The following is a 12,163-nucleotide window of genomic DNA, read 5'->3' as shown; positions in this document are numbered from 1 at the left end:
GCTTCAAACACAGGAGGCACAGTGAGCGAGCACGAAGTCAAGATGATCATCCTGTCGACGGACGACCTGGATGAATCGATCCGGTTCTACAGCGACACGCTGGGCATGGCGGTGAAGTTCCGCGACGGCACCCATTTCGCGGCCCTCGATGGGGGTGCGGTCACGCTGGCGTTGGCCACTGAGATCGACCATCCCATTCCCGGCCAGGTCGTCGTCGGTATCAAGACCGCCGATGTGGACGCCGCGGCGAAGGCCGTCGAGGCCAGTGGCGGCGGCATCGTCAAGGGCCCCTACGACGACGCCCACGAGCGCCGCGCCGTGGTCTACGACAACAAGGGCAACGGCCTGGTCTTCTACAGCCCGCTGGCGCGCAAGTAGCCACCGCAGTTCGGGCCGCGCTGCTCCGATGCACTGACATACTGGGCGAGGATGTGCAGGGCAGTGCGTATCGTCACCCGAACGGAGTTTTCGCATGGGCGAATACCAAGACCGCCAGGACATCTCGGATCTGCTGGTGCGCTACGCCACCGGCATCGACCGGCGCGACTGGGACCTCTTTCGCAGCGTGTTCACCCCCGACTGCCGCCTCGACTACGGCGAGATCGGAGTGTGGGAAGGGGTGGAAGCGGTCACCGAATTCATGGACGCTGCGCATGCGGGGGCCGGTCACACCCTGCACCGCATCACCAACCAGGCGATCGATGTGGATGGGGATCGGGCAGCGGCTCGCAGCTACGTTGATGTCTGGATCATGGCGGCCGACAACGCTTCCGGGATCAATGCGACCGGGTTCTACGACGACGAGATGGTGCGCGCGGCCGACGGGTGGCGGATCGCGCGCCGGACGTTCACGACCGTGCGGGTGGTGACGGGCTAGCCGTGGATGATGGCCAGCCGGTGACGATCAGTTATGACCAAGGGTTGCGCGAGCGGATCCGGGGACACCTGGCTGGTCACCAGCGCCGCACCGTGACCGACCCGACCAAGCGGCACGCCGCCGTAGCGGTGGTGGTCGTCGACTCGGAGGCCGGCGAGGACCGGGTCGATCCCGCCCCCGTTGACGATTGGATCGCGGGCCGCCCGATGGAGCCCGGCTTGGACGGGCGGATGACCGACGTGTCCGGAGGTGCGGCATTCCTGTTGTGCCGCAGGGCCTCTCGGCTGAGCTCGCATGCCGCTCAGTGGGCGCTGCCCGGGGGGCGGCTCGACCCGGGGGAGAGCGTGGTCGACGCCGCGCTGCGCGAGCTCGACGAGGAGGTTGGTGTCGCATTGCCCGACTCGTCGGTGCTGGGCCTGCTCGACGACTACCCCACCCGCTCGGGTTACGTGATCACCCCGGTGGTGATCTGGGGCGGGGGGCGGCTCGATCCGCGACCCGCGCCCGACGAGGTGGTGGCGGTCTACCGGGTGGGTTTGCATCACCTGCAGCGCCCGGACTCGCCGCGGTTCATCACCATTGCCGAAAGCCCGCGTCCGGTCGTGCAGATCCCGCTGGGCAATGACTTGATCCACGCGCCGACGGGCGCGGTCCTGCTGCAGCTGCGCTGGCTGGGCCTGGAGGGCCGCCACGACCCGGTCGACGAACTGGAGCAACCGCTGTTCGCCTGGAAGTGACTCCCGAAACGCAAGTACCGCGCGGCCGGACCGGCCGCGCGGCACTAGAAGTGGACGGGGTCAGGCAGGCGGGTAGACGCCCATGCCCTTGGCCTTCTCGGTCTGCCAGAAGATGTCGGAGATCTTGTCGATGGTCTCCAGCAGCTTCTCGGCCACCGCGGCGTCGGTGGACTTCTTCACGTCACCGGCTCCGTGCACGCCGTCCCAGAACAGCTGATGCAGGTTCGGGAACTGCTCGAAGTGCTCCTTGGTGAAGAAGTCGGCCCACAGCACCATCAGGTGATGCTTGACCTCTTCGGCGCGCTGCTCCTTGATGATGATGGCGCGCGTGCGGAAGTGCTCGTCGTCGGAATCGTTGTACTTCTGGATCGTCTTGAGGCAGGACAGCGCCTCGATCTTGGCCTGCGCGGGGTCATAGACACCGCAGTACAGATCGCAGTGGGCATGGGCGGGGGTGGCGTTGGCGAAAAGTCGATGCAGCATGGGCTTAACTTACCCTTTCAAGGTGGGTGACAACCATGGGCTCCGGCACTGGCCGCTGCGCCGATTCCTGGTGGTCGAGGACTCGATGCGTCCGACGTTGCGCCCGGGTGACGGGCTGTTGTCGTTGCGGGGCGGTGTCGTGCGGCGCGGGCAGCTGCGGGTGTTCCCCGATCCGACGCTGCCGTCGCGCTGGCTGGTCAAGCGCGTCGGCGAGGTGCGCGGGCGCGGGCCGGACGCGACGTTCGAAGCCCGCTCCGACAATCCCCAAGCCCCCGGCGTCGTCGACTCGCGCCAGTTCGGCTGGATTCCGGCGGCCGGCACCTACCGGGTGCTCTGGACCGTGCGCGGGCGCTGAGGTTTCGCCGCGGCCGTCCCGAGGCACCCGGGGTCGGACCACAGCCAACGGCACGTCAAGGGAAAAGGGGCTCGTCATGGGCATCTCCGACAAGATCAGCAACAAGGTCGAGGACATCACCGGCAAGGCCAAGGAAGGCGCAGGCCGCGCCACGGGTGACAAGAGCACCGAGAACGAAGGCAAGGTCGACCAGGTCAAGGCGAACCTGAAGGACGCCGGCGAGAAGGTCAAGGACGCCTTCAAGAGCTGACTGCCGGACCGGACGGTATGACGCAGGGCAACGAGTCGCCGGTTACGCCGGCGGATGCCACCGAGACCACCGAGGACCAGCGCCTCGAGCAGTATCAGCTCGAACACCAGAATGACGACCCGGCGGCGCCGGCTCGACATCAGGACAGGCACCAGGTCGCCGACGAGACCTGACCGCCGGGCCCGCGGGTTATTGCCGGTGGGTGGCCAGGTACTCGCCGACCGGCACGGGGGCGTCCGCGGCGTAGCCGATGGGCAGCAGGACGTCACCGTCGACGGTGGTGCAATAGACCTCCCACCGGTAGTAACCCGTGAACGCTGCCGGATCGGCGGCCAGTATCGCCGCGTACTGCTTGACCGCGGCCACGTACTGGTCGGCATGGTTGTAGCGGTAGATGGCGTGATCGGGGTCGGCACTGAATCCGTTGGCGGCCAGATAGCGGCCCGCGGCCAGGATGCTGTCGCGCGGCGCTCGGATATCGCCGCCATCGCCGTAAGCGGCGAACGTCGACGGCAGGAACTGCATGGGGCCGTCGGCGCCGGCGGTGCTGACCCCGACGATGCTGCCCAGTCTCGTCTCGATGAGGTTGATGGCGGCCAGGTAATTCCATCCAACGCCGGTGGCTGCTTCGGCCTCCCGGTAGTAGTCGAGCAGTTCCGCGGCAGGAGCCGGCGGCTCGATGTGCCAGGCCGGCAGCGTATCCCGGACATGGGCCATGGCGGCCAGCTGCCGACGGGCATCGACGTTGCGGTCGTAGACCTCGGCCAACGTGTCCGGGATCCGCGGCCGAATGATGGCGTCCCACTCCGGGTGGCGTCCGATGCTGCGGTAGGCGGCCTGCTGGCGGCGGGCGGCCTCCACCAGACCCGCCTCGGGTGTCGCCGGGTCGCGCAGGGCTAGCTCGTCGGCCACCAGGTCATCACCGAGTTGCACAGGGTCGGCGGCCAGCCGCGGCTGTGCACCGGGTGGGTCGGCGGCGTCGGCGGCCACCGCCGTCGTCGAGGCGAGCGCGGCGGCAGGCACCGAGGACCCGGGCGGCCCGGAAAGGCCGGTCGCCGCGGGCGGGCCGGCCGGTGTGGAGCACCCGACCGTAAGCAGAGCCGCGGCGGCGGCCAGAGTCCACGCGTGAATACGCACCGCCCGAGTCTGGCGCATCGACGGCGACGGGCACACCCGATTGCCACCAGAACAGCCCCTTCAGCGATGATGAGGCAGTCATGCGGATGAATGTCAGGATCGCCGCGGCCAGGTTGGCCGGTGCCGTCACGACCGCGGCGGTGGCACTGAGCGCCGCCGGAACGGCGCAGCTATTGCCGCCAATTGCGTTGGCCGACAACACCGTCAGCGTCGAGCCGCCGACGACAGCGCCCGGTGACGGTTCGCTGGCCGACGGTCAGATCCTCACCCCGTTCGACGTGGCGAATCCGGCGGTCGGGCGCCTGGATCCGCACCTGCTCGACGCGGTCCAGCAGGCCGCGACGGCGGCCGCGGCCGACGGCATCACCCTGACGATCACCTCCGGGTGGCGCTCGCCGGAATTCCAGCAGCGTCTCCTCGACGACGCCGTGGCGACCTACGGCAGCTTCGCGGCCGCGCGCCAGTACGTGCAGACGCCCGAGGCCTCCAAGCACGTCATCGGCGAGGCCGTCGACGTCGGCGGCCTCGGCGCCGACCAATGGCTGATCGCCAACGGCGCGCGATTCGGGCTGTGTCAGATCTATGCCAACGAACTGTGGCATTTCGAGCTGGCCACCGACCCGGGCGGCGCCTGCCCGCCGCTGCTCCCCAACGCTGCCGGCTGACCGGCGGCGTCGGGACCTGGATTGAGTCCCGATCGGACCCGCAACGGGCTGCGGCGTAGTTTGATCGGCATTATGAGGAGTCTGGACGAGATCCGCGCCGCGCTCGAGGCCTGTTACACGTCGATCGAAGGCCTGTGCGCCGACCTGAGCGACGCCGACTGGAAAGCGCAGTCACTGTGCCCGGACTGGGACGTTCGCAGCGTTGTCCAGCACGTCACCAGCATCGAGGCCGTCATGGTCGGCTGGTTGCCGCACGACACCACCACCCCGCCGCCGCTGGAGCAGGCGGCGGACTTCCTGGCCGGGACCGACGATCCCGCCGTCCTGGTCGAGAAAGTCCGGGCCGTCTTCGCCGCCAGGCGCAAGGACCTGGCCGCACTGACCGCGGACGACCTGGAGCGCCCGTCGTGGATGCCGGTCGGCCCCGGCACCTACGGGCGCTTCCTGCAGATCCGGGTCTTCGACTTCTGGGTGCATGTCCGCGACATCACGATTCCGCTGCGCCGCGCCACCGACGACGCCGGGGTGGCCGCCGAGATCGCGCTGGGTGAGGTCGAGAGTTCGATCGGCTACATCGCCGGCAAGAAGGTGGGTGTCCCCGATGGGGGCAGCATCGCCTTCCGGCTGACCGGGCCGGTCGAGCGCGAAATCGCCGTCGCCGTCGACGGTCGTGCCAAACAGGTTGCCCACCTTGATAATCCGGGCGCCACACTGACGACCGACTCGACGACATTCATCATGCTTGCATGCGGTCGGATCGATCCGCAGGCTCAGATCGACGCCGGCGTCGTCAGCTGGGCCGGGGACGCCGACCTCGGCGAACGGGCCGCCCGCAACCTGAGGTTCACGATGTGACCGGCCGGCCGGAGTCCGTCGACTTCCACTTCGACGTGATGTGCCCGTACGCCTACCAGACGTCGCGGTGGATCCGTGAGGTCCGCGACCGGACGGACCTGGTGGTGAACTGGCGCTTCTTCAGCCTCGAAGAGATCAACCGCCAGGACGGCAAGAAGCACCCGTGGGAGCGCGACTGGTCCTATGGGTGGTCGATGATGCGCATCGGGGCGCTGCTGCGCCGCCGGTCGATGGCCGATCTGGAGGCCTGGTACCAACGCGCCGGTCAGGCCCTGCACGTGGACGGGCACAAGCCCCACGACCCGGCGGTGGCGCGGCATCTGCTCGAGGAGCTGGGTTTCGATCCGGCCCTGGTCGACCAAGCCATCGCCGATCCGACGACCAACGACGACGTGCTGGCCGACCACCGCCGGGTGGTGGCGGCCGACGGGTACGGGGTGCCGACCCTGTTCTTCCCCGACGGGCAATGCCTATTCGGGCCGGTGCTGATCGACCCGCCGACCGGCGCGGCGGCCGTGCGGCTGTGGGACGCGGTGGTGGCCTGGACGGAGTTCCCGCACCTCTACGAGCTGCAACGGCCCAAGACGCCGGCCGACGAGCAGTTGATCGCCGAGACGTTCCGCCCGTACCTCGAGGCCCGCGACTGGGTGTCGATCAATCGCGGAGAGGTCATCACCTTCGGCGACTAGCTACTTGTCCTTGTTCTGTTTGTGCCTGGACGGGTCCGACAGGGACAAAGCGAAGATCAGCGACATCAAGCCGAAGATGATCGCCGCCGAGATGATGTCGAACCACTGGAATGGAAAGAACGCCCCGTCGATCGAGAGCACCAGGACGGTCTCGACCACCCCGAACAGGGCCAGGAACACGCCAATGCGCAACCGGGACAGTCCCCGATGCCGTTGCGTCCGGCGCAGTTCCACCGCCAGCGTGAGCAACAGCAGGGGAAGTACCTGGGCGAGGGTGGCCGCGGTCTGGCTGTCCACCAGCACGATTCGTTGCGCCACCTGCGTAGTGTGCCATCACCGCGGGTCACGCCGCTCGCGCGCGTACCCCCAGCACCGGCTGCCGGCTTTCGCGATCGCAGAAATCGCCGGCCCAGGGCCACCGACCGCGCCCGTCGGCCCAGACCAGCTGCTGGGCGCGCACCTCGGCGCCGTACAGGGCGATCGCCATGCCCATGTGTGCGTCGGGGTGCTCGACCTCGACCACCTCCAACAGCGGCCCGCCGCAGAGGGTGAACTGCTGGCCCGGGGTCAGTTCCGCGCCGCGCAGGATGTGCTCGGCCGATCCGTTCAAGACCCGCGCTGCCCGTTGCGGTGACACATTGGTCATCAGCAGCTCGGGCACGTCGTAGTCGCTCAGGCCGACGGTGTACGCGTAGGGCATCTGCGGGTCTTCGACGTACTGCACCGCCCACCCCCGCCGCAGGATCTTGGCCCGCACCTCATCGAGGTAGTCGGTCACGGTGCTGCCCGGGTGGTCGCACATCCAGCACATTGCGGTGCCCCTTTCGTCGGCTGGCTCACCCACACCATGCACCGGGGGTACGACAAGAAATCGAACATACATTCGCGACGGATCGGTGCGGGTGTCCCGAGGGCCGCTAGCCGGTGGGGGTGGTGCCCAGGACCCGCTGTAAGTCGCCCTTCATCGCCTGCAGCTGCGAACCCCAGTAACCCCAGCTGTGGGTACCGCTCGGCGGAAAGTTGAATACCGCGTTGCGGCCGCCGGCGGCCAGGTAGTTGCGCTGGAACTCCTTGTTGGTGTTCAAGGTGATGTTCTCCAGGTAGCCGGCCGTGAAAAGCCCGCCGAAGCTGGGGTCGTCACTGTTGTCGAGTTCGGAGGGCGCGCCGGTGCCGCAATAGATCCAGACGGCGGTGCCATTGGCCACCAGCCGCGGGATGTTGACCATTGGATCGTTGCGCTGCCACGCCGGATCGCCGGACGGGCCCCACATGTCGCGGGCCCGATAGCCGCCGCCGTCCTTCATAGCAAAGCTGATCAGCGTGGGCCACAGGCCCAGCGACGGGTTGAGGAACCCGGAAAGTGAACTGGCGAAGATGAATTGGGTGGGATGCCAGATCGCCAGCGTCAGGGCGGCACTTCCCGACATCGACAAGCCGACGACTGCGTTCCCCGTCGGTGCGATACCCCGGTTGGCGGCGAGCCAGGCGGGCAGTTCCTGGGTCAGGAAGGTCTCCCACTTGTAGGTGAGGGTCCCGTTCGTCCCGGCCGCGGGTTGATACCAGTCGCTGTAGAAGCTGGACTGGCCGCCGACCGGCAACACCAGCGACAGGCCGGACTGGAAGTACCACTCGAACGCGGCGGTGTTGATGTCCCAGCCGTTGGCGTCGTCGCGGGCACGCAAGCCGTCCAGCAGGTAGACCGCGTGCGGGCCGCCGCCCTGGAACTGCACGCCGATGGTGCGACCCATCGCCGGTGAGGGAACATCGAGCTGCTCGACCGGCAGGCCCTCGCGGGAGTAGGCGGCCGCGGTGCCCGGCTGGCCGACGGCCATCAGGGCCAGGCCCACCACGGTCACGACAGTGACGACAGCCCACCGGGCCAACAGATCCTTGGCAGATGTCGACACCACGGCAAGTTAGCAGCGCCAGCCGTTTTCGCCCCGTCTGCCATGCGGGCCGTAATGCCTTTGTTATCAAGGCATTAGGACAACAGGGCCGATCAGGCCGTCCAGGCACCGGCGCACAGCACGCCGGTCACCGCCAAGCCGGCGTCGAGCGCCACCAGATCGGCGGGACCGCCGGCGGTCAGCACCGGTGAGCCCAACCCCAGCGCGCGGGCGGGATTGACCGAGGACTGCCGGACCGCCAGCAGCAGCGCTTCGTCGCGGGGCAGGTCGCTGTGGGTCACCGCGAACCGGAAGACCCGGTCCATCGTCGTGGTGCTTCCGGCGATGGTCGTCGTTCCGGCCAGCCGGGCCACCCCGTCCGCGACCTCGACGGCCATCGGCCCGATCTCGTAGCGCCCGTCGGCCACCCCGGCGGCGGCCATGGCATCGGTGACCAGCGAGAGCCGGTCCGGCCCGACCGCCCGCGTCACGTGCCGATACAGGGCGGGGTCGACATGCACACCGTCGGCGATCAGTTCCACCGTCACCCGGGGGTCTTCCAGCAGCGCGATCACCGGGCCGGGCTCGCGGTGGTGGATCGGGCGCATCGCGTTGAACAGATGCGTCCCCACCGTCGCCCCGGCGGCGATCGCCGCGCGGGTCTGCTCATACGTCGCATCGGTGTGGCCCACCGCCGCCACCACGCCGGCAGCCACGACCCGTTCGATGGCCGCCAGCGCACCGGTCCGCTCCGGCGCCAGCGTGACCATCCGGATGGTGCCGGCGCCCACCTCGAGCACCCGGTCGAGTTCGGCGGCGTCCGGATCACGCAGCAACACCGGATCGTGGGCACCGCAGCGCGCCGCTGCCAGCCACGGACCCTCCAGGTGGATACCGGCGATCAGCCCGTCGCGAACCTGGCCGGCCAGCGTTTCGACCTGGCGCGGCAGGTCGGCCCGCCCGGCCGAGACCAGCGACGCCACCAGCGTGGTGGTTCCGTGCCGGCGATGCAGCTGCACCGCTGCCTCGGTGGCGGCCCGCGTCGCCGCCGAAAAGTCCGCCCGGCCGCCGCCGTGCACGTGGGTGTCGACAAAACCCGGCACCACCGTCTCCAGCTCGCGGTCGGCCGGACCGGGCGCAGCGCCCGAGCCCACCCGGCGCACCGTCGCACCGGAGACCTCGATCCAGCCCGGACGCAACAGTTCCCGGCCGGTGAGAAGGGTCCGCGCGGTCAGCAGCACTCAGATGCCCTGCCACGCGGGTTTGGACCGGTAGGTCTCCCGGTAGTAGTCGGCCAGCCGCAGGCGCCGGGCCGCGGCGTCGTCGAGCAGCACCGTGACATGGCGGTGGTGCTGCAGGATGGTGGCCGGCCACATGGCGCTCACCGGTCCCTCGACGAGCTGGTGCACCGCTTCGGCCTTGTTGCGCCCGGTAGCCACCAGGATGACGTGCCGGGCGTCCATGATCGTCCCCAAGCCCTGGGTCAGGCAGTGGGTGGGTACCCGGTCGACGTCGTCGTCGAAGAAGCGGGCATTGTCCGTGCGGGTCTGGCGGGTCAGGGTTTTGATCCGGGTTCGGGACGCCAGCGAGGACCCCGGCTCGTTGAAGCCGATGTGGCCGTCGGTGCCGATGCCCAGGATCTGCAGGTCGACGCCGCCCGCCGCCCGGATCGCCTCCTCGTAGCCCGTGCAGGATGCGGGAATGTCGGCGGCCAGGCCGTCGGGGCCGGCGACCGCACCGGGTGCGAAGTCCACCCGCGAGACGAACACCGTGTCGATGACGTTGCGGTAGCGCTCGGGGTGATCGGCGGGCAGTCCCACGTACTCGTCGAGGGTGAACCCACGGGCCTGGCGAAACGAGATTCGCCCGGCTGCGCAGCGCGCGATGAGTTCGTCGTAGATCGCCAGCGGTGACGATCCGGTGGCCAGCCCGAGCACCGCGGTGGGAGTGCGGGTCAGCAGCGCCTCGATGGCATCGGCGGCGATACCGCCGATCTGCTGGGCGTCCTCGAGGATGACGACTTCCATGACCTACCTGTTCGCGGTGAAAAGCGCTGAGCCGGAGGCTATTCCGGAGCCGGTAGCGACTGCATCGGCTACCGCGACATTTCCGGGCTCACGCTCGTCCATGACGACGACCGGGACGATCGGATTCAAGCCGGCGGCCACCACCGAGGGTACGTCGTAGGTGATGACTGCCTGGCCGGCGCTGACGCTGTCGCCCTCGGTGACCAGGGCGGTGAACCCCGCACCCTGCAGCGTGACCGTGTCCAGGCCCAGATGAACCAGGATCCCGACATTGTCGGCGGTCATGATGATGTAGGCATGCGGCATCAACTTGAGCACGCGGCCGCTGACCGGTGCGACCGCGTCGATCACCTCATGCGGCGGATCGACGGCAGCGCCGTACCCCACCATGCCCTGGGAGAAAACAGGATCGGGCACCTCACCGAGGGTGACGGCGCGTCCACCGACCGGTGCGACGACGGGCGTACGGCTCACATCGACTCCTTCTGCTGGTGGTCACGAGGATAGAGAGTCGGCCCGTCCGACCGTGGCGGAAACAAGGACTGGCGTGCGAAGGTTTGTCTAAGCTTTCGCTTGGCTGCAACAAAGGGAGGACCGCCGGTCATGAGCGAATCCACCAAAGAATCTGGGGCGCAACGAAAATCGGGCCTACGCATTCCGGGCTTCGCTCAATTGCAGCGGCTAGGCAAGAGCCTGATGCTGCCGATCGCGGTACTGCCCGCGGCGGGCATCCTGCTGCGGCTGGGGCAGGACGACCTGCTGGGCCGGATCAAGGCGCCGGTCATCGGACCGTTCTTCCAGGCAATGAGTGCTGCCGGCGGCGCGCTGTTCACCAACCTGCCGTTGCTGTTCGCCGTCGGCGTCGCGATCGGATTCGCGCGCAAGGCCGACGGGTCGACCGCGCTGTCGGCGGTCGTGGGGTATCTGGTCATGCAGGCGGTGTTCAAGACCATGTCCCCGGTCGTGCTCGCCGGCGAGCTCGACAAGGCCGGTGATCAAGCGCAGATCAACTACAGCGTGTTCGGCGGCATCATTGTCGGTCTGATCACCGCGGCGCTGTTCGACCGGTATCACACCATCGCGCTGCCGCCCTATCTCGGCTTTTTCGGGGGTCGCCGGTTCGTCCCGATCATCGTGTCCCTGGTGGTCCTGGTGGTTGCCTTCGCGATGAGCTACTTCTATCCGATCTTCGACGCCGGGTTGACCGGGCTCGGGAAATTCATCGGTGGCGCAGGGGCGTTGGGCGCATTCGTCTACGGTTTCGCCAACCGGATGCTGATTCCGCTCGGGCTGCACCACATCCTGAATTCCTACGTCTGGTTCATCTACGGCAGCTACCCGACCTCCGATGGCCACGTCGTCACCGGTGAACTCAGCCGGTTCGCCGCGGGCGACCCGAGCGCGGGCCTGCTCACCTCGGGCTTCTATCCGATCCTGATGTTCGGCCTGCCGGCGGCGGCGCTGGCGATGATCCACGTGGCGAACATCAAGCAGCGCAAGGTGGCGTTCGGCATCCTGTCGGCGGCCGCGCTGACGGCGTTCCTCACCGGGGTGACCGAGCCGCTGGAGTTCGCGTTCATGTTCGTGGCGTTCCCGCTCTACATCGTGCACGCGGTGCTGACTGGGCTGTCGTTGGCGATCGCCTACCTGCTCGACATCCATCTGGGCTTCTCGTTCTCGGCCGGGCTGATCGACTTGCTGCTCTACGGCACCGCGCCGGCGGCCAAGAACATCCCCCTGCTGATCGTGATGGGGCTGGTCTTCTTCGCGGTGTACTACCTGCTGTTCCGGTTCGCCATCACGAAATGGAACATGCGCACACCCGGGCGTGAACCGGAAAGCGAGTTCGAGGCCGAGGAACGGGCCAATCTCAGCGAGGGCGGCGAGTCAGCCACGGCGGTGGACGTCGGCAGCTCCGGGGGCGCGACGACCACCGCGCCGGTGGCCGTCGACAGCAAGGCTGAGCAGCTCATCGCTGCCTTCGGCGGCCGGGAGAACCTGCGCACCGTCGACGCCTGCATCACTCGCCTGCGGATGGACGTCGTGGATACCGCCAAGGTGGATCGGGATCGGCTGCGCAGCCTTGGGGCGGCCGGTGTGATCGAGGTTGGCAACAGCGTGCAGGCGGTGTTCGGCACCCAGGCCGAGGTGCTCAAGAACGAGATCAACGACGCGCTGTAAGCCTCACCATCGGCGAACGAG

Annotated in this window: 18 protein-coding genes; 10 read left to right on the top strand and 8 right to left on the bottom strand. The window is 68.3% G+C overall.

Annotation, left to right across the window (positions count from 1 at the left end):
- The first annotated feature begins 21 nt into the window (after positions 1-21).
- The 3 genes from ADBZ9K_RS22425 (at position 22) to ADBZ9K_RS22415 (ending at position 1,614) form a co-directional block, all read left to right on the top strand.
- Complete coding sequence (locus ADBZ9K_RS22425) at positions 22-378, top strand: VOC family protein (RefSeq protein ID WP_135427592.1); 357 nt, start codon at positions 22-24, stop codon at positions 376-378.
- A 94-nt stretch (positions 379-472) separates the two neighbouring features.
- Positions 473-877 (top strand): nuclear transport factor 2 family protein, encoded by a 405-nt coding sequence (locus ADBZ9K_RS22420; RefSeq protein WP_526624431.1) that lies wholly within the window; start codon positions 473-475, stop codon positions 875-877.
- Between the two features lie 20 nt (positions 878-897).
- Positions 898-1,614: an NUDIX hydrolase gene (locus ADBZ9K_RS22415; RefSeq protein ID WP_526625585.1), complete on the top strand. Its 717-nt coding sequence runs from the start codon at positions 898-900 to the stop codon at positions 1,612-1,614.
- 60 nt (positions 1,615-1,674) lie between these two features.
- On the opposite strand, the gene sodN is transcribed toward ADBZ9K_RS22415, so the two are convergent.
- Positions 1,675-2,097, bottom strand: coding sequence for a superoxide dismutase, Ni (sodN, locus tag ADBZ9K_RS22410; RefSeq protein ID WP_135427588.1), 423 nt, complete (start codon positions 2,095-2,097; stop codon positions 1,675-1,677).
- A gap of 85 nt (positions 2,098-2,182) precedes the next feature.
- On the opposite strand from sodN, the gene ADBZ9K_RS22405 reads away from it, so the two are divergent.
- The 3 genes from ADBZ9K_RS22405 (at position 2,183) to ADBZ9K_RS22395 (ending at position 2,875) form a co-directional block, all read left to right on the top strand.
- A complete protein-coding gene (locus ADBZ9K_RS22405) occupies positions 2,183-2,452 on the top strand; it encodes a S24/S26 family peptidase (RefSeq protein ID WP_526625584.1) in 270 nt (89 codons plus the stop codon).
- A 76-nt stretch (positions 2,453-2,528) separates the two neighbouring features.
- Positions 2,529-2,702 (top strand): CsbD family protein, encoded by a 174-nt coding sequence (locus tag ADBZ9K_RS22400; RefSeq protein ID WP_526624429.1) that lies wholly within the window; start codon positions 2,529-2,531, stop codon positions 2,700-2,702.
- Positions 2,703-2,719: 17 nt separating this feature from the next.
- Complete coding sequence (locus ADBZ9K_RS22395; protein WP_526624427.1) at positions 2,720-2,875, top strand: hypothetical protein; 156 nt, start codon at positions 2,720-2,722, stop codon at positions 2,873-2,875.
- 16 nt (positions 2,876-2,891) lie between these two features.
- Here the strand turns inward: ADBZ9K_RS22395 and ADBZ9K_RS22390 are convergent, their stop codons facing one another.
- Positions 2,892-3,857 (bottom strand): lytic transglycosylase domain-containing protein, encoded by a 966-nt coding sequence (locus ADBZ9K_RS22390; RefSeq protein ID WP_526624425.1) that lies wholly within the window; start codon positions 3,855-3,857, stop codon positions 2,892-2,894.
- Positions 3,858-3,925: 68 nt separating this feature from the next.
- On the opposite strand from ADBZ9K_RS22390, the gene ADBZ9K_RS22385 reads away from it, so the two are divergent.
- From ADBZ9K_RS22385 to ADBZ9K_RS22375, 3 genes are all read left to right on the top strand, one after another.
- On the top strand, positions 3,926-4,504 hold the full coding sequence (locus tag ADBZ9K_RS22385; RefSeq protein ID WP_526625582.1) for a M15 family metallopeptidase: 579 nt from the start codon (positions 3,926-3,928) through the stop codon (positions 4,502-4,504).
- Positions 4,505-4,576: 72 nt separating this feature from the next.
- Complete coding sequence (locus ADBZ9K_RS22380; RefSeq protein ID WP_526624423.1) at positions 4,577-5,359, top strand: maleylpyruvate isomerase family mycothiol-dependent enzyme; 783 nt, start codon at positions 4,577-4,579, stop codon at positions 5,357-5,359.
- Positions 5,356-6,048 carry a mycothiol-dependent nitroreductase Rv2466c family protein gene (locus tag ADBZ9K_RS22375; protein WP_526624422.1) on the top strand — a complete coding sequence of 231 codons (693 nt, stop codon included), beginning with the start codon at positions 5,356-5,358 and terminating at the stop codon, positions 6,046-6,048. Before ADBZ9K_RS22380 ends, ADBZ9K_RS22375 begins: the two co-directional genes overlap by 4 nt.
- Here ADBZ9K_RS22375 and ADBZ9K_RS22370 read toward each other — a convergent pair whose 3' ends face one another.
- The 6 genes from ADBZ9K_RS22370 to ADBZ9K_RS22345 all read right to left on the bottom strand — a co-directional run bounded on the left by ADBZ9K_RS22370 (position 6,049) and on the right by ADBZ9K_RS22345 (position 10,435).
- Positions 6,049-6,366, bottom strand: a complete 318-nt coding sequence (locus ADBZ9K_RS22370; RefSeq protein ID WP_526624421.1) for a hypothetical protein — start codon at positions 6,364-6,366, stop codon at positions 6,049-6,051.
- 25 nt (positions 6,367-6,391) lie between these two features.
- Positions 6,392-6,850, bottom strand: a complete 459-nt coding sequence (locus tag ADBZ9K_RS22365; RefSeq protein WP_526624419.1) for a DUF4262 domain-containing protein — start codon at positions 6,848-6,850, stop codon at positions 6,392-6,394.
- Positions 6,851-6,965: 115 nt separating this feature from the next.
- Positions 6,966-7,880, bottom strand: coding sequence for an alpha/beta hydrolase (locus ADBZ9K_RS22360; RefSeq protein WP_526625581.1), 915 nt, complete (start codon positions 7,878-7,880; stop codon positions 6,966-6,968).
- 167 nt (positions 7,881-8,047) lie between these two features.
- Positions 8,048-9,175: an N-acetylglucosamine-6-phosphate deacetylase gene (gene nagA, locus ADBZ9K_RS22355; RefSeq protein WP_526624417.1), complete on the bottom strand. Its 1,128-nt coding sequence runs from the start codon at positions 9,173-9,175 to the stop codon at positions 8,048-8,050.
- Positions 9,176-9,961, bottom strand: coding sequence for a glucosamine-6-phosphate deaminase (nagB, locus tag ADBZ9K_RS22350; protein ID WP_526624416.1), 786 nt, complete (start codon positions 9,959-9,961; stop codon positions 9,176-9,178).
- Positions 9,962-9,964: 3 nt separating this feature from the next.
- Positions 9,965-10,435, bottom strand: a complete 471-nt coding sequence (locus ADBZ9K_RS22345; RefSeq protein ID WP_526624414.1) for a PTS sugar transporter subunit IIA — start codon at positions 10,433-10,435, stop codon at positions 9,965-9,967.
- Between the two features lie 129 nt (positions 10,436-10,564).
- Between ADBZ9K_RS22345 and ADBZ9K_RS22340 the strand changes: the two genes are divergently transcribed.
- Complete coding sequence (locus ADBZ9K_RS22340) at positions 10,565-12,142, top strand: PTS transporter subunit EIIC (protein WP_526624412.1); 1,578 nt, start codon at positions 10,565-10,567, stop codon at positions 12,140-12,142.
- Positions 12,143-12,163: the final 21 nt, after the last annotated feature.

The organism is Mycobacterium sp., assembly GCF_965229265.1.
GTDB lineage: Bacteria > Actinomycetota > Actinomycetes > Mycobacteriales > Mycobacteriaceae > Mycobacterium.
Note: the sequence above shows the minus strand (reverse complement) of the source record. Positions and strands in the feature narration are given on the sequence as shown.

Coding starts and splice junctions, on each gene's coding strand:
- ADBZ9K_RS22420 (WP_526624431.1), top strand. CDS start 473: ATGGGCGAATACCAAGACCGCCAGGACATCTCGGATCTGCTGGTGCGC.
- sodN (WP_135427588.1), bottom strand. CDS start 2,097: ATGCTGCATCGACTTTTCGCCAACGCCACCCCCGCCCATGCCCACTGC.
- ADBZ9K_RS22405 (WP_526625584.1), top strand. CDS start 2,183: ATGCGTCCGACGTTGCGCCCGGGTGACGGGCTGTTGTCGTTGCGGGGC.
- ADBZ9K_RS22400 (WP_526624429.1), top strand. CDS start 2,529: ATGGGCATCTCCGACAAGATCAGCAACAAGGTCGAGGACATCACCGGC.
- ADBZ9K_RS22395 (WP_526624427.1), top strand. CDS start 2,720: ATGACGCAGGGCAACGAGTCGCCGGTTACGCCGGCGGATGCCACCGAG.
- ADBZ9K_RS22390 (WP_526624425.1), bottom strand. CDS start 3,857: ATGCGCCAGACTCGGGCGGTGCGTATTCACGCGTGGACTCTGGCCGCC.
- ADBZ9K_RS22385 (WP_526625582.1), top strand. CDS start 3,926: ATGAATGTCAGGATCGCCGCGGCCAGGTTGGCCGGTGCCGTCACGACC.
- ADBZ9K_RS22380 (WP_526624423.1), top strand. CDS start 4,577: ATGAGGAGTCTGGACGAGATCCGCGCCGCGCTCGAGGCCTGTTACACG.
- ADBZ9K_RS22365 (WP_526624419.1), bottom strand. CDS start 6,850: ATGTGCGACCACCCGGGCAGCACCGTGACCGACTACCTCGATGAGGTG.
- ADBZ9K_RS22360 (WP_526625581.1), bottom strand. CDS start 7,880: ATGGCCGTCGGCCAGCCGGGCACCGCGGCCGCCTACTCCCGCGAGGGC.
- nagB (WP_526624416.1), bottom strand. CDS start 9,961: ATGGAAGTCGTCATCCTCGAGGACGCCCAGCAGATCGGCGGTATCGCC.
- ADBZ9K_RS22340 (WP_526624412.1), top strand. CDS start 10,565: ATGAGCGAATCCACCAAAGAATCTGGGGCGCAACGAAAATCGGGCCTA.